Annotated in this window: 14 protein-coding genes; 13 read left to right on the top strand and 1 reads right to left on the bottom strand. The window is 70.8% G+C overall.

All coding sequences use genetic code 11. The features are described 5' to 3' along the window. Positions 1-10: 10 nt before the first annotated feature. The 11 genes from nuoE (at position 11) to recQ (ending at position 15,178) form a co-directional block, all read left to right on the top strand. The gene (gene nuoE / locus OG432_RS13440; protein ID WP_328315093.1) at positions 11-826 is read left to right on the top strand and encodes an NADH-quinone oxidoreductase subunit NuoE; all 816 of its coding nucleotides are present in this window, start codon (positions 11-13) and stop codon (positions 824-826) included. Then, positions 826-2,184 carry an NADH-quinone oxidoreductase subunit NuoF gene (nuoF, locus tag OG432_RS13435; RefSeq protein WP_328311114.1) on the top strand — a complete coding sequence of 453 codons (1,359 nt, stop codon included), beginning with the start codon at positions 826-828 and terminating at the stop codon, positions 2,182-2,184. Before nuoE ends, nuoF begins: the two co-directional genes overlap by 1 nt. Continuing rightward, a complete protein-coding gene (locus OG432_RS13430) occupies positions 2,181-4,703 on the top strand; it encodes an NADH-quinone oxidoreductase subunit G (protein WP_328311112.1) in 2,523 nt (840 codons plus the stop codon). Before nuoF ends, OG432_RS13430 begins: the two co-directional genes overlap by 4 nt. Further along, positions 4,700-6,052, top strand: a complete 1,353-nt coding sequence (nuoH, locus tag OG432_RS13425; protein ID WP_328311110.1) for an NADH-quinone oxidoreductase subunit NuoH — start codon at positions 4,700-4,702, stop codon at positions 6,050-6,052. The genes OG432_RS13430 and nuoH overlap by 4 nt, the downstream gene beginning before the upstream one ends. 19 nt (positions 6,053-6,071) lie before the next feature. Continuing rightward, entirely contained in the window at positions 6,072-6,773 is a 702-nt protein-coding gene (nuoI, locus tag OG432_RS13420) for an NADH-quinone oxidoreductase subunit NuoI (protein ID WP_443058571.1), read from the top strand. Next, the gene (locus OG432_RS13415; RefSeq protein ID WP_328311106.1) at positions 6,770-7,651 is read left to right on the top strand and encodes an NADH-quinone oxidoreductase subunit J; all 882 of its coding nucleotides are present in this window, start codon (positions 6,770-6,772) and stop codon (positions 7,649-7,651) included. The genes nuoI and OG432_RS13415 overlap by 4 nt, the downstream gene beginning before the upstream one ends. After that, complete coding sequence (gene nuoK / locus OG432_RS13410; protein ID WP_100578793.1) at positions 7,648-7,947, top strand: NADH-quinone oxidoreductase subunit NuoK; 300 nt, start codon at positions 7,648-7,650, stop codon at positions 7,945-7,947. Before OG432_RS13415 ends, nuoK begins: the two co-directional genes overlap by 4 nt. A 15-nt stretch (positions 7,948-7,962) precedes the next feature. Further along, on the top strand, positions 7,963-9,918 hold the full coding sequence (nuoL, locus tag OG432_RS13405; protein ID WP_328311101.1) for an NADH-quinone oxidoreductase subunit L: 1,956 nt from the start codon (positions 7,963-7,965) through the stop codon (positions 9,916-9,918). A 4-nt stretch (positions 9,919-9,922) separates the two neighbouring features. Then, positions 9,923-11,494 (top strand): NADH-quinone oxidoreductase subunit M, encoded by a 1,572-nt coding sequence (locus tag OG432_RS13400; RefSeq protein WP_328311099.1) that lies wholly within the window; start codon positions 9,923-9,925, stop codon positions 11,492-11,494. Then, positions 11,491-13,143, top strand: a complete 1,653-nt coding sequence (nuoN, locus tag OG432_RS13395) for an NADH-quinone oxidoreductase subunit NuoN (RefSeq protein WP_328311097.1) — start codon at positions 11,491-11,493, stop codon at positions 13,141-13,143. The genes OG432_RS13400 and nuoN overlap by 4 nt, the downstream gene beginning before the upstream one ends. 163 nt (positions 13,144-13,306) lie before the next feature. Then, entirely contained in the window at positions 13,307-15,178 is a 1,872-nt protein-coding gene (gene recQ, locus OG432_RS13390; RefSeq protein WP_328311095.1) for a DNA helicase RecQ, read from the top strand. A gap of 313 nt (positions 15,179-15,491) precedes the next feature. Here the strand turns inward: recQ and fahA are convergent, their stop codons facing one another. Then, positions 15,492-16,718: a fumarylacetoacetase gene (gene fahA, locus OG432_RS13385; protein ID WP_328311093.1), complete on the bottom strand. Its 1,227-nt coding sequence runs from the start codon at positions 16,716-16,718 to the stop codon at positions 15,492-15,494. A 204-nt stretch (positions 16,719-16,922) separates the two neighbouring features. Here fahA and OG432_RS13380 point away from each other — a divergent pair, with 204 nt between their 5' ends. Together OG432_RS13380 and OG432_RS13375 are read left to right on the top strand one after the other, a co-directional pair. Beyond that, positions 16,923-18,173, top strand: a complete 1,251-nt coding sequence (locus OG432_RS13380; RefSeq protein WP_443058382.1) for a carboxylate--amine ligase — start codon at positions 16,923-16,925, stop codon at positions 18,171-18,173. Positions 18,174-18,258: 85 nt separating this feature from the next. After that, a complete protein-coding gene (locus OG432_RS13375) occupies positions 18,259-19,479 on the top strand; it encodes an FAD-dependent oxidoreductase (RefSeq protein ID WP_443058570.1) in 1,221 nt (406 codons plus the stop codon). The last annotated feature ends 63 nt before the right edge of the window (positions 19,480-19,542 follow it).

Genomic DNA, 19,542 nt, shown 5'->3' with positions numbered 1-19,542 from the left:
TCAATTGGGCATGCCCCAACTGCCCGCGCCCGGCTACCCGGCCGATGTGCGCGCCCGCCTCGAAGCGGACGGCAAGGAGATCGTCGCCCGCTACCCCGACAGCCGCTCCGCGCTGCTGCCGCTGCTCCACCTCTGCCAGGCGGAGGAGGGATACGTCTCGCGCACCGGCATGGCCTTCTGCGCGGACCTCCTGGAGCTGACGACGGCCGAGGTCACCGCGGTCGCCACCTTCTACTCCATGTACCGGCGCAAGCCGTCCGGCGAGTACCAGGTCGGCGTCTGCACCAACACGCTCTGCGCGGTGATGGGCGGCGACGCCATCTTCGAGGAGCTGAAGGAGCACCTGGGGGTCGGCAACAACGAGACCACCGACGACGGCAAGGTCACGCTCGAACACATCGAGTGCAACGCCGCCTGCGACTTCGCACCCGTCGTGATGGTCAACTGGGAGTTCTTCGACAACCAGGACCCCGAGAGCGCCAAGCGCCTCGTCGACGACCTGCGCGCCGGCCGCCCCGTCGAGCCGACCAGGGGCGCGCCCCTGTGCACGTACAAGGAGACCGCGCGCATCCTGGCCGGCTTCCCCGACGAGCGCCCCGGCGCGGTCGCCGCGACCGGCGGCGCCGGCCCCGCCTCGCTCGCCGGACTGCGGCTCGCCAAGGGCGAGACGCCGGGCGCGCGCGTGGTGCACCCGCGCGGCGGCCAGGACACGCACGACCGGCCCCAGCCGGGCTCGCACCACTTGAGCTCGCACGACGCACCGCAGCAGACCTCGGCCTCCGACCCCGAGCACCCGGCGGGCCCGGTCTCCGAGGAGGGGGAGTGATGACCTTGGCCACCGAGATCGAAGGAAACGGCAACGGGAGCCCGGAAAAGCTCCTGGCACCCGTCCTCTCCGCCTTCTGGGACCAGCCCGAATCGTGGACCCTGGACACCTACCGGCGACACGACGGCTACGAGGGCCTGCGCAAGGCGCTCGCCATGACGCCGGACGACCTCATCGCGTACGTCAAGGACTCCGGTCTGCGCGGCCGCGGCGGCGCCGGCTTCCCCACCGGGATGAAGTGGCAGTTCATCCCGCAGGGCGACGGCAAGCCGCACTACCTCGTCGTCAACGCCGACGAATCCGAGCCGGGGACCTGCAAGGACATCCCGCTCCTTTTCGCCAACCCGCACTCCCTCATCGAGGGCATCGTGATCGCCTGTTACGCGATCCGCTCCTCGCACGCCTTCATCTATCTGCGCGGCGAAGTCGTCCCCGTCCTGCGGCGGCTGCACGAGGCCGTGCGCGAGGCGTACGAGGCGGGCTTCCTCGGCAAGGACATCCTCGGCAGCGGTCTGGACCTCGAACTCACCGTGCACGCGGGCGCCGGCGCGTACATCTGCGGCGAGGAGACCGCACTCCTCGACTCCCTCGAAGGCCGTCGCGGCCAGCCCCGGCTGCGACCCCCCTTCCCCGCTGTGGCCGGTCTGTACGCGTGCCCCACTGTGGTGAACAACGTCGAATCCATCGCGTCGGTTCCCGCGATCCTGAACCGGGGCAAGGACTGGTTCAAGTCGATGGGAAGCGAGAAGTCCCCGGGCTTCACGCTGTACTCGCTCAGCGGGCACGTCACGAGCCCCGGCCAGTACGAGGCGCCGCTCGGCATCACGCTGCGCCAGCTGCTCGACATGAGCGGCGGGATGCGCAAGGGCCACCGCCTCAAGTTCTGGACGCCGGGCGGCTCTTCGACGCCGATGTTCACCGACGAACACCTCGACGTGGCCCTCGACTACGAAGGAGTGGGCGCGGCCGGCTCGATGCTGGGCACCAAGGCGCTCCAGTGCTTCGACGAGACCACCTGCGTGGTGCGGGCGGTCACCCGCTGGACCGAGTTCTACGCCCACGAGTCCTGCGGCAAGTGCACGCCCTGCCGAGAAGGAACGTACTGGCTGGTCCAGTTGCTGCGCGACATCGAGGCCGGCAAGGGCTCGATGGACGACCTCGACAAGCTCAACGACATCGCCGACAACATCAACGGCAAGTCGTTCTGCGCGCTCGGCGACGGCGCCGCCTCGCCGATCTTCTCCTCGCTCACGTACTTCCGCGACGAGTACGAGCAGCACATCACGGGCAAGGGCTGCCCCTTCGACCCCGCCAGGTCCACCGCCTGGGCGGACGACAGCACGGAGGTGACCGCATGACTGTGACGACGAGTAGCGCTTCCTCCGGGGGCGGCGAGGCGGCCGTGCCGCCGGAGGATCTCGTCTCGCTGACCATCGACGGCGTCGGCATCAGCGTCCCCAAGGGCACCCTGGTGATCCGCGCCGCCGAACAGCTCGGCATCGAGATCCCGAGGTTCTGCGACCACCCCCTGCTCGACCCGGCCGGCGCCTGCCGCCAGTGCATCGTCGAGGTCGAGGGCCAGCGCAAGCCGATGGCGTCCTGCACCATCACCTGCACCGACGGCATGGTGGTCAAGTCCCAGCTCTCCTCGCCGGTCGCCGAGAAGGCCCAGCGCGGAGTGATGGAACTCCTGCTCATCAACCACCCGTTGGACTGCCCGGTCTGCGACAAGGGCGGCGAATGCCCCCTGCAGAACCAGGCGATGCAGGTCGGCTCCGCGGATTCGCGTTTCGAAGGCAAGAAGCGCACCTATGAGAAGCCGGTCCCGATCTCCACCCAGGTGCTCCTGGACCGCGAGCGCTGTGTGCTGTGCGCCCGCTGCACCCGGTTCTCCAACCAGATCGCCGGCGACCCGATGATCGAGCTGATCGAGCGGGGCGCGCTCCAGCAGGTCGGCACCGGCGAGGGCGACCCGTTCAAGTCGTACTTCTCCGGGAACACCATCCAGATCTGCCCGGTCGGCGCGCTGACCTCGGCCGCGTACCGCTTCCGCTCGCGCCCCTTCGACCTGGTGTCGTCGCCGTCGGTGTGCGAGCACTGCGCGGGCGGCTGCGCGACCCGCACCGACCACCGGCGCGGCAAGGTCATGCGGCGCCTCGCGGCCGAGGACCCCGAGGTCAACGAGGAGTGGATCTGCGACAAGGGCAGGTTCGCCTTCCGCTACGGGCAGCAGCACGACCGGCTGACCACGCCGTTGGTGCGCAACGCCGACGGCGACCTCGAACCGGCTAGCTGGCCCGAGGCGCTTCAGGCGGCGGCCGTGGGGCTCGCCGCCGCGCGCGGCCGGGCCGGGGTGCTCGCCGGCGGACGGCTCACCGTCGAGGACGCGTACGCCTACGCCAAGTTCGCGCGGACCGTCCTCGACACCAACGACGTCGACTTCCGGGCCCGTACGCACTCCGCGGAGGAGGCCGACTTCCTGGCCGCCCGTGTCGCGGGCCGCGGCCGTGACCTCGACGGGCGGGGCGCGACCTACGCGTCCGTGGAGCAGGCACCGGCCGTCCTCCTGGTGGGGTTCGAGTCGGAGGAGGAGGCGCCCGGCGTCTTCCTGCGGCTGCGCAAGGCCTGGCGCAAGCACGGCCAGCGCACCTTCTCGCTCGCCACCCACATGACGCGGGGCCTCGCGAAGGCGGGCGGCACCCTGCTGCCCGCCGCACCCGGCACCGAGACCGAGTGGCTCGACGCGCTCGCGGGCGGCGTCGGCCTGGACGACGACGGCGCGAAGGCGGCCGAGGCGCTGCGAGCCCCGGGCGCCGTCCTCATCGTCGGCGAGCGGCTCGCGGGCGTGCCCGGCGCGCTGACCGCCGCGGTGCGCGCGGCTGCTGCGACCGGCGCCGACCTGGTGTGGATCCCGCGCCGGGCCGGCGAGCGCGGCGCGGTGGAGGCGGGCGCGATCCCGTCGCTGCTGCCCGGCGGCCGCCCGGCCACCGACCCGCGGGCCCGCGAGGAGGTCGCGGACGCCTGGGGCGTACGCGAACTCCCGCACCGCTACGGCCGCGACACCGGTCAGATCGTCGAGGCCGCCGTCACCGGCGAACTGGGCGCGCTGCTCGTCGCGGGCGTCGACCCGGCCGACCTGCCGGACCCGGCGCGCGCACGTCAGGCCCTCGAAGGCGCCTTCGTGGTCAGCCTCGAACTGCGGCCGAGCGCGGTCACCGCCCAAGCCGACGTGGTCTTCCCCGTCGCGTCCGTCACCGAGAAGTCCGGCACCTTCCTCACCTGGGAAGGCAGGGCGCGCCTGTTCGAGGCCGCGCTCAAGCCGGAGCAGATGACCCGCACCCTGGCGCCCACGGACGCGCGGGTCCTGCACATGCTGGCCGACGCGGTCGCGGGCGCCACCGGCGCCGACGGCGGCACCTTCGCCCTGCCCGACGTCCACGCCGTGCGGCGCGAGATGACGCGGCTCGGCACCTGGGACGGGCCGCGCGCGAGCGAGCCCCTGGAGACGGCGCTGGCGCTGCCCCGGCCCGCCGAGGGCGAAGCGGTCCTCGCCGGTCACCGGATGCTGCTCGACCAGGGCTCGCTCCAGGCGGGCGACGAGGCGCTGGCCGGCACCCGGCACGCGGCCGTGGCCCGGCTCTCGGCGGACACCGCGGCCGAGTCCGGCGTCAAGGACGGCGACCTGCTCCAGGTCGCGGGACCGGCCGGCACCGTCCGCCTCCCGCTCCGGATCAGCGACATGCCCGACCGGGTGGTGTGGCTGCCGCTGAACTCCGTCGGCGGCGGGGTCGCCGCCGACACCGGCGCGGTCCCCGGACAGGTCGTCCGCATCGGACCGGCCGTTACGGATGCCCCCTCGGAGGTGGTGGAGGCGTGATCACGCTCGCTGCGGAGGACCTCTCCCTGTTCGGCCGCGACCCCTGGTGGCTCGTCGTCGTCAAGGCCGTCTTCTGCTTCGCGTTCCTGATGGTGACCGTGCTGTTCTCCATCGTGTGGGAGCGCAAGGTCGTCGCCTGGATGCAGCTGCGCATCGGCCCCAACCGGCACGGCCCGTGGGGCATGCTCCAGTCGCTCGCCGACGGCATCAAGCTGATGCTGAAGGAAGACGTCATCGTCAAGCGGGCCGACAAGGTCGTCTACGTCCTGGCCCCGATCATCGCCGCGATCCCCGCGTTCATGGCGATCGCCGTGATCCCGTTCGGGCCCGCCGGCAACGAGGTGTCGATCTTCGGTCACCGCACCACGATGCAGCTCACCGACCTGCCGATCGCCATGCTGTACATCCTGGCCGTCGCCTCGGTCGGCATCTACGGCATCGTCCTCGCGGGCTGGTCGTCCGGCTCCACGTACCCGCTCCTCGGCGGCCTGCGCTCCTGCGCGCAGATGATCTCCTACGAGATCGCGATGGGCGCGGCGTTCGCCTCGGTGTTCCTCTACTCGGGGTCGATGTCGACCTCGAAGATCGTGGAGGCGCAGGGCGACCGCTGGTACATCGTGCTGCTGCCGGTCTCGTTCATCATCTACATCGTCACGATGGTCGGCGAGACCAACCGGGCGCCGTTCGACATGCCGGAGTCCGAGGGCGACCTGGTCGGCGGGTTCAACACCGAGTACTCGTCCATCAAGTTCGCGATGTTCATGCTCGCCGAGTACGTCAACATGGTCACCGTCTCGGCCGTGTCGGTCACCCTCTTCCTCGGCGGCTGGCGTGCCCCCTGGCCGATCAGCACGTTCTGGGAGGGTGCGAACCACGGCTGGTGGCCGATGCTCTGGTTCGTCATCAAGGTCCAGCTGCTGCTCTTCTTCTTCATCTGGCTGCGCGGCACGCTGCCCCGGGTCCGCTACGACCAGCTGATGAAGCTGGGGTGGAAGGTCCTCATCCCGGTCTCCGTGGTCTGGCTGATGATGGTCGCGACCGTACGGGCGCTGCACAACGAGGGCTACGGCTTCTCGAAGATCGTGCTGTACGTCGGCGGTGCCGTCGTCGCGCTGCTGCTGCTCTCCTTCGTCGTGGACGTGTTCCGGAGCAAGAAGGAGGACGAGCAGGCGCAGACGCCGCCCGCCGCCTTCGACCCGATGGCCGGGGGATTCCCGGTGCCGCCGCTGCCCGGTCAGACCCTTCCGCCCGTACCCCGCCGACGGCCGCGCCAGGAGCGCGAGTTGATTGTCAGTGGTGGGGCGGATACTCAGAGTGACGGAGAAGGAAGGGAGGGCGACGGTGTCTGACACGCCATCCGACAAGTCATTGAGCAAGTCTTCGAGCAAGGCCCCGGCGAAGGCCGGGAAGAACCCGGCCGGGTCGCACAAGTCACAGGAGCCGCAGGGGTCGCAGGACACGTTCCTCAACCCGGTGGCCGGCTTCGGCGTGACCTTCAAGGCCATGTTCAAGAAGCGGCTGACCGAGCAGTACCCGGAACAGCAGAAGGTCACCGCGCCGCGCTTCCACGGCCGCCACCAGCTCAACCGGCACCCCGACGGCCTGGAGAAGTGCATCGGCTGCGAGCTGTGCGCCTGGGCCTGTCCCGCCGACGCCATCTATGTGGAGGGCGCCGACAACACGGAAGAGGAGCGCTACTCGCCGGGCGAACGCTACGGCCGCGTCTACCAGATCAACTACGCCCGCTGCATCCTGTGCGGCCTGTGCATCGAGGCCTGCCCCACCCGGGCGCTCACGATGACCAACGAGTTCGAACTGGCCGACTCCTCGCGCGAGAACCTGATCTACACCAAGGAACAGCTCCTCGCCGGCCTCGACGACACCATGGTCGACAGCCCGCACGCGATCTTCCCGGGGATGGACGAGCAGGACTACTACCGCGGCCTGGTCACCGAGGCCGCGCCCGGCACCGTCCGCCAGGTCGCGCTCAGCAAGGGGGAGCGGCCCCAGGAGGGCGCCTCCACCTTCGGTGACGACGAGCCGGCGTCCGGCAAGGCGGTGGGGGCATGAGCGCGCCCACCGAGCTGCTCGCCGCGGCGGCCTCGCACACCTCCACCGGCGAGGCCTTCCAGTTCTGGGTGCTCGGCACGGTCGCCGTGATCGGCGCCCTGTGCACGATCCTCATGAAGAAGGCCGTGCACAGTGCGCTGTGCCTCGCCGGAACCATGATCATCCTCGCGGTGTTCTACCTCGCCAACGGGGCGTACTTCCTGGGCGTCGTCCAGATCGTCGTCTACACCGGCGCGATCATGATGCTGTTCCTCTTCGTCGTCATGCTGGTCGGCGTCACCGCCGCCGACTCGCTGAAGGAGACCATCAAGGGCCAGCGCTGGTGGGCCGCGGCCTGCGGGCTCGGCTTCGGGGTGCTCCTGATCGCGGGCATCGCCAACGCCTCCCTGAAGAGCTTCAACGGGCTCGGCCAGGCCAACGCCAACGGCAACGTGGAGGGCCTCGCGACCCTCATCTTCACCAAGTACGTCTTCGCCTTCGAAATCACCGGCGCCCTGCTGATCACCTCGGCGGTCGGCGCGATGGTGCTCACCCACCGGGAGCGCACCGAGCGCGCCAAGACCCAGCGCGAGATGTCCGAGGAGCGCGTACGCGGCAAGCACCTGCCCCCGCTGCCCGCCCCCGGCGTCTACGCCCGGCACAACGCGGTGGACATCGCGGGCCTGCTTCCCGACGGCAGCCCCTCCGAGCTCACCGTCAACCAGACGCTCCGCGGCCGCGGCCAGATCCGCGACGTGTCGAGGGAGGCGCTCGCCGACCTCAAGGCACTGGAGCAGCGCTCGGAAGGCCGGCTCGGCCGGGGCAACGACTCAGGGCACGGCAGCGATGCCGGGCGCGACCACGACCTCGGGCGCGACCAAGAGGAGGCCGCCAAGTGAACCCGGTGAACTACCTCTATCTGGCAGCCCTGTTGTTCACCATCGGCGCCGCCGGGGTGCTCATCAGGCGGAACGCGATCGTGGTCTTCATGTGCGTCGAGCTGATGCTCAACGCCTGCAACCTCGCCTTCGTCTGCTTCTCCCGGCTGCACGGCAACCTCGACGGCCAGATCATCGCGTTCTTCACGATGGTCGTCGCCGCCGCGGAGGTCGTGGTCGGACTCGCGATCATCGTGTCGCTCTTCCGTTCCCGCCACTCGGCCTCGGTCGACGACGCCAGCCTGATGAAGCTGTAAGGGGTCGCTGCAACCGTGGGAAACACACAGAACCTCATCGCGCTGCTCATCGCGGCGCCCCTGCTCGGAGCGGCCGTCCTGTTGTGCGGCGGCCGGCGCCTCGACCGGGCCGGCCACTGGATCGGCACCCTGCTCGCGGCCGCGTCCTTCGTCATCGGCGCGGTGCTCTTCTTCGACATGCTGGGCCGCGCCGCCGACAAGCGGACGGCGACCCAGCACCTGTTCAGCTGGATCCCTGTCGAGGGCTTCCAGGCCAACGTCGGCTTCCAGCTCGACCAGCTGTCGATGACCTTCGTCCTGCTGATCACCGGTGTGGGCACGCTGATCCACATCTACTCGATCGGCTACATGGAGCACGACGAGAACCGCCGGCGCTTCTTCGGCTACTTGAACCTGTTCCTCGCGGCGATGCTGCTCCTGGTCCTCGCCGACAACTACCTTCTGCTGTACGTCGGCTGGGAAGGCGTGGGCCTCGCGTCCTACCTGCTCATCGGCTTCTGGCAGCACAAGCCCAGCGCGGCGACCGCCGCGAAGAAGGCCTTCCTGGTCAACCGGGTCGGCGACATGGGGCTATCCATCGCCATCATGGTGATGTTCACGACGTTCGGCTCCTTCGCCTTCTCCACCGTCCTCGGCGGGGCCGGCCAGGCGAGCTCGGGCCGAGACACCGCGATCGGCCTGATGCTGCTGCTCGCGGCCTGCGGCAAGTCGGCGCAGGTCCCGCTCCAGTCCTGGCTCGGTGACGCGATGGAGGGCCCGACCCCGGTCTCGGCCCTCATCCACGCGGCGACCATGGTGACCGCGGGCGTCTACCTGATCACCCGCTCCGGCGCGGTCTTCAACGCGGTGCCCGACGTCCAGACGGTCGTCGTGGTCATCGGCGCGGTCACGCTCCTGTTCGGTGCGATCGTCGGTTGCGCGAAGGACGACATCAAGAAGGCCCTCGCGGGTTCGACGATGTCGCAGATCGGCTACATGGTCCTGGCCACCGGCCTCGGCCCGATCGGCTACGTCTTCGCGATCATGCACCTGGTGACGCACGGCTTCTTCAAGGCCGGGCTCTTCCTCGGCGCCGGCTCGGTCATGCACGGCATGAACGACGAGGTCGACATGCGCAAGTACGGGGGCCTGCGGAAGTACATGCCGGTCACCTTCGTCACCTTCGGCCTCGGCTACCTGGCGATCATCGGCTTCCCGGGTCTCTCGGGATTCTTCTCCAAGGACAAGATCATCGAGGCGGCGTTCGCCAAGGGCGGCACCGAGGGCTGGATCCTCGGCGCGGTCACCCTGCTCGGCGCCGCGATCACCGCGTACTACATGACGCGTGTGATGGTGCTGACCTTCTTCGGCGAGGAGCGCTGGAAGAACGCGAAGACCGCATCGCCGGCCGAGCCGGGCGTGGAGCCCGCCGCCGAGACGCACGGCGCCCACGCCGAACCGCATCCGCACGAGTCCCCGAAGACCATGACGATCCCCATGATCGTCCTCGCCTTCGGATCGGTCTTCGCCGGCGGCATCTTCGGCATCGGCGACCGCTTCGTGAAGTGGCTGGAGCCGGTCACCTCCTTCAGCCACGGCGACTCGCCGGTGGGGGAGTGGACGGTCACCGCGGCCACCATGGTCTGCCTGCTGATCGGCGTGGGCCTCGCGGTCGCCCAGTACGGCCGCAAGCCCGTGCCGGCCGTCGCCCCGCGCGGCTCGCTGCTCACCCGGGCCGCCCGCCGCGACCTGTTCCAGGACGACTTCAACCACGTGGTCCTGGTCCGCGGTGGCGAACACCTCACCCGCTCGCTCGTCTACCTCGACCACAGCCTGGTCGACGGAGTCGTCAATGGAACCGCCGCCTCGGTCGGCGGGCTCTCCGGCCGCCTGCGCAAGCTGCAGAACGGCTTCGCCCGCAGCTACGCGGTCTCGATGTTCGGAGGTGCTGTGGTGATCATCGCCGCGACTCTGCTGATGAGGGCGGTGTAACGCAATGTCCTTCCCCCTCCTCACCGCCACGGCCGCCCTCCCGGCGCTCGGCGCCGTCGCCACCGCGGCCGTCCCGGCGGCACGGCGCACCGCCGCCAAGTGGCTGGCGCTCCTGGTCTCGGTCGGCACCCTGGTGCTCGCCGCGATCCAGCTCGTCCGCTTCGAACCGGGCGGCGCCCGCTACCAGTTGACCGAATCCCACGCCTGGATCAAGGACTTCGGAGTCCGCTACGAACTGGGCGTCGACGGCATCGGGGTCGCCCTCATCGGGCTCACCGCGCTGCTCATCCCGTTCATCATCGCGGCCGGCTGGCACGACGCCGACCCCCTGGAGACCCACAGCAGTCGCTGGCGGCCCACCCAGGGCTTCTTCGCCCTGATCCTCGCCGTCGAGGCGATGGTGGTGCTCTCCTTCGAGGCCACCGACGTCTTCCTCTTCTACATCCTGTTCGAAGCCATGCTCATCCCGATGTACTTCCTCATCGGCGGTTTCGGCGACCGGGCCCACGCACAGGGCGACGAGGCTGCGGCGACCCAACGCTCCTACGCGGCCGTCAAGTTCCTGCTCTACAACCTGGTCGGCGGGCTCATCATGCTGGCCGCCGTCATCGGTCTGTACGTGGTGGCCGGCTCGTTCTCGCTGAACGAGATCGCCGCGGCCCGCGCGAGCGGCTCGCTCCACATGGCGACCAACACCGAACGCCTGCTGTTCCTCGGCTTCTTCTTCGCCTTCGCGGTGAAGGCCCCGCTGTGGCCGCTGCACACCTGGCTGCCCAACGCGATGGGCGAGGCCACCGCGCCGGTCGCCGTCCTGATCACCGCGGTCGTCGACAAGGTCGGCACCTTCGCGATGCTGCGCTTCTGCCTCCAGCTCTTCCCGGAGGCCAGCAAGTGGGCGACGCCGGTGATCGTGGTGCTCGCCGTGATCAGCATCATCTACGGGGCGCTGCTCGCGGTCGGCCAGCGCGACATCAAGCGCCTGGTGGCGTACGCGTCGATCTCGCACTTCGGCTTCATCGTCATGGGCATCTTCGCGATGACCAGCCAGGGCCAGTCCGGCGCCACGCTCTACATGGTCAACCACGGGATCTCGACGGCCGCCCTGATGCTGGTGGCCGGCTTCCTGATCTCGCGCCGTGGCTCCCGCCTCATCTCGGACTACGGCGGCGTCCAGAAGGTCGCGCCGGTGCTCGCCGGTACGTTCCTGATCGGCGGTCTCGCCACCCTGTCCCTGCCGGGCCTCGCTCCGTTCGTGAGTGAATTCCTGGTCCTGGTCGGCACGTTCAGCCGCTATCCGGTGGCCGGCGTGGTCGCGACCCTCGGCATCGTCCTTGCCGCGCTCTACGTCCTCGTCCTCTACCAGCGGACGATGACGGGACCGGTCAAGGCGGAGGTCCAGGGCATGCCCGACCTCAAGGTCCGCGAGCTGCTCGTGGTCGCCCCGCTGATCGCGCTGCTGATCTTCCTCGGTGTCTACCCGAAGCCGCTGACGGACATCGTCAACCCGGCGGTGCGGCACACGATGTCGGACGTACACAAGAAGGACCCCAACCCTGCGGTGGAGGCGGCCAAGTGAGCTCATCAGCTGTCCACAGCCTGTGGACCACGGCGGCCGAGGGAAAGCTGGACAAGATCCCCGCGCCGCACATCGAGTACGCGCAGCTCGCGCCCACGCTGATCGTGGTGGGCGCGGCGGTCATCGGCGTCCTCGTGGAGGCCTTCGTCCCGCGCCGCGCCCGCTACGTCACGCAGGTGTTCCTCTCGGTGGTCGCGCTCGCCGCCGCCTTCGCGGCGGTGGTCGGCCTCGCGGCCGGCGGCTACGGCACCACCAAGGCACACATCGCGGCCATGGGCGCGGTCGCGGTCGACGGCCCCGCGCTGTTCCTCCAGGGCACGATCCTGCTCGCCTCCATCGTCGCGGTCTTCACCTTCGCCGAGCGCCGCCTCGACCCGGAGACCCACGGCAACAGGGTCGACTCGTTCGCCGCCCAGGCGGCGTCCGTGCCCGGCAGCGACAGCGAGAAGTCCGCGCTCAAGGCCGGGTTCACCACGACCGAGGTCTTCCCGCTCGCCCTGTTCGCCGTCTCCGGGATGCTGGTCTTTCCGGCGGCGAACGACCTGCTGACCCTGTTCGTGGCCCTGGAAGTCTTCTCCCTCCCGCTCTACCTGCTGTGCGCGCTTGCCCGGCGCAAGCGGCTCATGTCGCAGGAAGCGGCGGTCAAGTACTTCCTGCTCGGCGCGTTCTCCTCGGCCTTCCTGCTCTTCGGCATCGCGCTCCTGTACGGCTACGCGGGCTCCGTCTCGTACGCCACGATCGCCGACGTCGTCAGCGGCTCGGTCCAGAACGTCGACCCCGCGCTCGCCGGCACCATGGGCAACGACGCGCTGCTGCTCATCGGTGGCGCGATGCTCCTGATGGGCCTGCTGTTCAAGGTCGGCGCGGTGCCGTTCCACATGTGGACCCCGGACGTCTACCAGGGCGCGCCCACCCCGGTCACGGGCTTCATGGCGGCGGCCACCAAGGTCGCGGCCTTCGGCGCGCTGCTCCGCCTCCTGTACGTGGTGCTGCCCGGCATGAGCTGGGACTGGCGGCCGGTCATGTGGGGCGTCGCGATCATCACGATGCTGGGCGGCGCGGTCGTCGCGATCACCCAGACCGACATCAAGCGGCTCCTCGCGTACTCCTCGATCGCGCACGCCGGGTTCATCCTGGCCGGTGTCATCGCCACCAACGCGGACGGCATCTCCTCGGTCCTCTTCTACCTGGGGGCGTACTCCTTCGTGACGATCGGCGCGTTCGCGGTCGTCACGCTGGTGCGGGACGCGGGCGGCGAGGCGACGCACCTCTCCAAGTGGGCCGGCCTCGGCCGTCGCTCGCCGCTGGTGGCGGCGGTCTTCGCGGTCTTCCTGCTCGCCTTCGCGGGCATCCCGCTGACCTCCGGGTTCTCCGGAAAGTTCGCCGTGTTCAAGGCGGCGGCGGAGGGAGGCGCGGGCGCGCTGGTCGTGGTCGGTGTGATCTCCTCCGCCGTCGCGGCGTTCTTCTACATCCGGGTGATCGTCCTGATGTTCTTCAGCGAGCCGAAGGCGGACGGGCCGACGGTGGCGGTGCCGTCGCCGCTCACGATGACGACGATCGGGGTGGGGGTGGCCGTGACGCTGGTGCTCGGTGTGGCGCCGCAGTACTTCCTCGACCTGGCGCACCATGCGAGCGTGTTCGTCCGGTAGCGGGTTGTCGCGAGGGGGCCTCGGCGCGGGTGGGTGGCGCCGGGGCCCTTTTGTGTCCCCGCCCCGGGGGTTGTGGACAACTTCGTGGGATGTCGGTGGGGGCGCCTATCGTTGCTTGCGTGAAGGGTGAGGCAGCCGACGGACCAGTACGGGGGACAGAGCGATGAGCGCAACCGGCGGAACGCAGACGATGGGCGCCGAGAGCGAGGCCCTGGCGACACTGCACAGAGTCTTCGGCTATGACGCCTTCCGCGGCGCGCAGGGCGACGTCATCGAGCACGTCGTGGCCGGCGGCGACGCCCTCGTCCTCATGCCCACCGGCGGCGGCAAGTCGCTCTGCTACCAGATCCCCGCGCTGGTCAGGCCCGGCACCGGCGTCGTGGTCTCCCCGCTCATCGCCCTGATGCAGGACCAGGTGGACGCCCTGCGGGCGCTCGGCGTGCGCGCCGGATTCATCAACTCCACGCAGGACTTCGACGAGCGCCGCACCGTCGAGGCCGAGCTCCTCGCCGGCGAGCTCGACCTGCTCTACCTCGCGCCCGAGCGGCTGCGCGTGGAGGCCACTCTCGACCTGCTCTCCCGCGCCAAGATCTCCGTCTTCGCGATCGACGAGGCGCACTGCGTCGCCCAGTGGGGCCACGACTTCCGGCCCGACTACCTCGCCCTGTCCCTGCTCGGCGAGCGCTGGCCCGACGTGCCCCGCATCGCGCTCACCGCGACCGCCACCGACGCCACCCACCGCGAGATCACCCAGCGCCTCGTCATGCCGGACGCGCGGCACTTCGTGGCCAGTTTCGACCGGCCCAACATCCAGTACCGGATCGTGCCCAAGAGCGACCCGAAGAAGCAGCTCCTCTCGTTCCTCAAGGAGGAGCACGACGGCGACGCGGGCATCGTCTACTGCCTCTCGCGCGCCTCGGTCGAGAAGACCGCGCAGTACCTGAGCGACAACGGCGTGCAGGCCGTCCCGTACCACGCGGGGCTCGACGCCGGCACCCGCGCCGGCAACCAGTCCCGCTTCCTGCGGGAGGAGGGCTTGGTGGTGGTGGCGACCATCGCGTTCGGCATGGGCATCGACAAGCCGGACGTCCGGTTCGTCGCCCACCTCGACCTGCCCAAGTCGGTCGAGGGCTACTACCAGGAGACCGGCCGTGCCGGGCGTGACGGGATGCCGTCGACGGCCTGGATGGCGTACGGACTGCAGGACGTCGTCCAGCAGCGCAAGATGATCCAGGGCAGCGAGGGCGACGAGGCGTTCCGGCGCCGGGCCGCCGCGCACCTCGACGCGATGCTGGCGCTCTGCGAGACCGCCTCCTGCCGACGGGCCCAACTCCTCGGCTACTTCGGCCAGGAGGCCACGGCCGAGAACTGCGGCAACTGCGACACCTGCCTCACCCCGCCCAAGACGTGGGACGGCACGGTGGCGGCGCAGAAGGTGCTCTCCACGGTCGTACGCCTTCAGCGCGAGCGGGGCCAGAAGTTCGGCGCCGGCCAGATCATCGACATCCTGCTCGGCCGCAGGACCGCGAAGATCATTCAGTTCGACCATGACGCGCTGTCGGTCTTCGGCATCGGGGAGGACCTCTCGGAAGCCCAATGGCGGGGCGTGGCACGGCAGTTGCTCGCGCAGGGGCTGCTCGCGGTGGAGGGGGAGTACGGGACGCTGGTGCTGACCGAGGCGAGTGGGGAGGTGCTCGGGGGGCGGCGCGAGGTCCGGATGCGAACGGAGCCGGAGAAGCCGGTGCGGGCGGGGCGGAGCTCGGCGAAGAAGTCCGGGGGCGGGGCCGGCGCGGCCGCGGCCGACCTGCCGCCCGAGGCGCTTGCCGTGTTCGAGGCGCTGCGGGTGTGGCGGGCGGCGCAGGCGAAGGAGGGTGGGGTTCCGGCGTACGTCATCTTCCACGATGCGACGTTGCGGGAGATCGCGACGGTTCGGCCTGGGTCGTTGGAGGAGCTTGCCACGGTCAGTGGGGTGGGGGAGGCCAAGCGCTCGAAGTACGGCGAAGCCGTCCTGTCCGTCCTGTCCGACACCCCCTAAGCCCTGGGGCTCCGCCCCGGGCCCCGTATCGCGCCTGAAGTGCGCTCGTCCTCAAACTCCCCCAAGGCCTTGAGGGCCAGGGGGGACCCCATGACGGGCTGGGTATGCCTGCACCGGGCACCCTGCCAAGGTCAGCCCCGCAGGGGCGCGGGGAACTGCGCGAGAGGCGGGCACGGTCCGCACCCGAAGGCGGGGTTAGGGGGCGCGGGGGACTGCGCGAACGGCCCCGCCGGCCCGCACTCGACGGCGAACCGGGGGTGTGGGAAGCCGCGCCCCGCCCCGCAGGGAAGCCGCGCCCCCGGGAGGGGAACCGTTACGGCGACGGGGTGACGCGGCCGCGGACCTCGCCCAGGCCGACCGGCACGCCGTGCGGGCCGGCCGCCCAGGCCGTGAGGGTCACCTCGTCGCCGTCCTCCAGGAACGTCCGCTTGCCCTCGGGCAGTTCCAGCGGCTCCGTGCCGTTCCAGGTCAGTTCGAGGAGCGATCCGCGCTGGCCGCGCTCGGGCCCGCTGACCGTGCCCGAGCCGAACACGTCCCCCGTGCGCAGCGACGCGCCGTTCACCGTCATGTGGGCCAGCTGCTGCGCGGCCGTCCAGTACATCGAGGAGAACGGCGGCTCCGCGACGGCCGTGCCGTTGATCGAGACCGTGATGCGCAGGTCGAACCCGCCCGGTACCTCCTCGGCGGAGTCGTCCAGGTAGGGCAGGAGCGGGAAGTCACGGGCCGGCGGGGCGACGCGGGCCGCCGTCAGGGCTTCGAGGGGGGTGACCCATGCCGAGACCGACGTCGCGAAGGACTTGCCGAGGAAGGGGCCGAGCGGCACGTACTCCCAGGCCTGGATGTCCCGCGCCGACCAGTCGTTGAGCAGGAACAGGCCGAAGACGTGGTCGTCGAAGGAGGCCAGGTCCACCGGTTCGCCCAGCGCGGACGGCGTGCCCACCACGAAGCCCACCTCGGCCTCGATGTCCAGTTTGACGGACGGCCCGAACACCGGCGCCGGGTCTGCGGGGGCCTTGCGCTGGCCCTGGGGGCGGCGCACCTCCGTGCCCGAGACCACGATCGTGCCGGACCTGCCGTGGTAACCGATGGGCAGGTGCTTCCAGTTGGGGGTGAGCGCCGCGCCGTCGGGACGGAAGATCCGGCCGACGTTGGTGGCGTGGTGTTCGCTCGCGTAGAAGTCGACGTAGTCGGCGACCTCGTACGGAAGGTGCATCTCGACCTCGGCGAGCGGATGCAGCAGGGGCTCTATCACCGGGCGGTGCGCGGGCACCGTCACCCAGGCGGTGAGCGCCCGGCGCACATCGCGCCAGGCCGTGCGCCCCGCCGCGAGCAGCGGGTTGAGGCTCGGCTTGGCGAGGAGCGCCGCGTACGGGGAGCCCAGCGCGTGCGCCGCCGCCCCCGCGTCCACGACGTGGTCGCCGATGCGGACGCCGACCCTGCGGTCGGCCGGGCGGTCCGGCGTGGAGAAGACGCCGTACGGGAGGTTGTGCGGGCCGAAGGGGTCGCCCTCGGCCACGTCGAGCGGGCTCTGCTCGGACATCGGTGCCTGCCTCGCTTTCCACGGGTGTGGGCTACACGTTACGTGGACGGTGCGCGGCGCGGCAGTGCCTAAAGAGTTCGCAATGTCCGGAAACGCCGTCTCCGATGGAGGTCGTTTCCGCCTAGCGTCTGTGTCCGGGGCGGGACCGGCGAGGGGGCCGCGCGCCCTGTCGGGCTGTGGGGCTTTCTGTCCCGAGGGGGGCTGGTGGCGGGCAGTGGCGTGCTGTTCAGGGCGGACCGGGACGTGCCCGGACTGATCGTGAAGTTCGGGAACTATCCGTTGCACCACGGAGGGGTCGGCGCCATCCGCAGTCTCGGCAGACTGGGTGTGCCGATGTACGCGATCACCGAGGACCGCAGGACACCCGCGGCGCACTCCCGCTATCTCACGCGGGCCTTCGCCTGGCCGACGACCGGCGCCGAGGAGCCGGCCGCGCTGGTCGACGGGCTGCTCGCCGTCGGCAGACGGATCGGGCGGCCCGCCGTTCTGATCCCCACCGACGAAGAGGCGGCGGTGCTGATCGCCGAGCACCAGAAGGAGCTCGCGGACCTCTTCCTCTTCCCGCCCGTGGCACCGGAGTTGCCCCGGCGCCTCGCCAGCAAGCAGGGGCTGCACGAACTGTGCGTGGAGCACGGTGTGCCGTCCCCGGCTGCCGCCTTCCCCGAGACGTACGCCGACGTCGAGGACTTCGCCGAGCACGCGCTCTTCCCGGTGGTGGCCAAGAACCGCGAGGCGTTCGTGCGGCGCCGCAACCCCGCGGTGGCGGGGACCACCCGGATCGAGAACCGGCCGCACCTGCTCGCGCTGGCCCGTCGCTGGGGCGAGCGGCCTGGCGTGATCCTCCAGGAGTACCTGCCGCGCGAGCACGCCGAGGACTGGATCGTGCACGCCTACTTCGACGAGAACTGCGCGCCGCTCGCGCTGTTCACCGGCGTGAAGGTGCGGTCCTGGCCGCCGCACGCCGGGATGACGGCCAGTGCGTACGTCGTCGACAACCCCGAACTGGCCGCGCTGGCCAAGCAGTTCGTGAAGCGGATCGGGTTCACCGGCATCGTCGACCTCGATCTGCGCTTCGACCGCCGCGACGGCCGGTACAAGCTTCTGGACTTCAACCCGCGCATGGGCGCCCAGTTCCGCCTCTTCGAGAGCGAGGCGGGCGTCGATGTCGTGCGCGCCCAGCACCTCCACCTCACGGGCCGCCGGGTGCCGGAGGGCGAACAGTGCGCCGGGCGCCGCTATGTGGTCGAGAACATCGATCTGCCCGCGCTGCTCGCCTACCGGCGCAGCGGCTACTCCACCCCGCACGCGCCCGGCCGTCCGGCCGGCACCGAGCTCGCCTGGATCGCGCGGGACGACCCTTGGCCCTTCCTGACGATGCTGGCCCGCTTCGTGCGGCCCGGGGCGCGGCACCTGTACCGGCTCTGGCGCAGCTCCCGGCGCGCGTCGGCCGGATGACGTCCGGGCCGAACCAGCGGGTGGCGCACCGCTGTTGACGTTCGTCCGGGGCCGGATTCGGCCGGGCCCGGGAACCGAGAGGGGACTGCGAGTGAGTGCAGCGCGTACGACGACATCTCCGGTGGCGGTCATCGGGGCGGGGCCGTTCGGTCTGTCCGCCGCCGCCCACCTGCGCGCCCGGGGCGTCCCGGTCCGTATCTTCGGCTCGCCGATGGTGAGCTGGCGCGAGCACATGCCGGCGGGCATGCTCCTCAAGTCGACACCGGCCGCCTCGGTCATCGACGCGCCGCAGCGGGGCCACGGACTGCTGGACTTCTGCGCGGACACCGGCACGCGGCGCCTGGAATCGGAGTGGGACCTGATACCGGTGGAGGACTTCGCCGCGTACGGGCAGTGGTTCGCCGCGAAGCTCTTTCCCGATCTGGAGCGGGTCGGGGTCGTCTCGGTGGACCGGGCGCCGGGCGGCGGGTTCGCCCTGAAGCTGGACTCGGGGGAGAGCTTCGGGGCGCGCGCGGTCGTCGTGGCCACCGGGCTCACGGGCCTCGCCCGGATGCCGCGCGAACTGGCCGAGGCGATACCCGACGGGCCCTCCGCGGCCGGGCCCGTCTCGCACGCCGCCCAGCACCGCGACCTGTCCGGCTTCGCGGGACGCGAGGTGCTGGTGGTCGGGGCGGGTCAATCCGCCCTGGAGAACGCGGTGTTGATGGCCGAGGCGGGGGCGAGCGTACGGGTCGTGGCGCGGCGGGCGGGCGCCGTCGGCTTCGGCGTGCCGCCGGACGGGCAGCCCCGGTTCAGCCCCGGCTCGCCCTTCGGCAGGGCGTGGTCGCTGTACGCCCTCTCCAACCACGCGACCCACGTACGCCATCTGCCCGCCGCCGCCCGGCACTACCTGGTCCGCAACGTGCTGGGCCCGCTGGGCGCGTGGTGGCTGCGCGAGCGGTTCACCGGGCGGGTCGCGGTGAGCGACGGGCGGCGGATCGTACGGGCCCGGGTGGAGGGGGGACGGCCGGTGCTCACGCTGAGCGGGGGTGCGGGGCCCGAGCGGGAGCTGTCGGCGGACCACGTCATGGCGGCGACGGGGTATCGCATGGACGTGGCGGCGCTGGACTTCCTGGGGCACGGGGTGCGGGCTCGGCTCCTGACGTCACGGGGGGCGCCGGTGCTGGATGCGGGGTATCAGTCCTCGGTGCGGGGGCTCTACTTCACGGGGTTGCCCGCGGCGGCGTCGTTCGGGCCGGTGATGCGGTTCGTGTGCGGCACGACGTACGCGTCCCCGAGGCTGGCCGCGTCGATCGCGACGGCCTGAGTTTCCCCCCGCCCCGCCCCGCCCCTTCCCGAAACCCGCCGGGGGCCGTCCGCGCGGTTCCCT

It is taken from the genome of Streptomyces sp. NBC_00442, assembly GCF_036014195.1.
Lineage (GTDB): Bacteria > Actinomycetota > Actinomycetes > Streptomycetales > Streptomycetaceae > Streptomyces.
The sequence above is the reverse complement of the archived record's forward strand: the minus strand, read 5'-3'. Positions and strand labels throughout refer to the sequence as shown.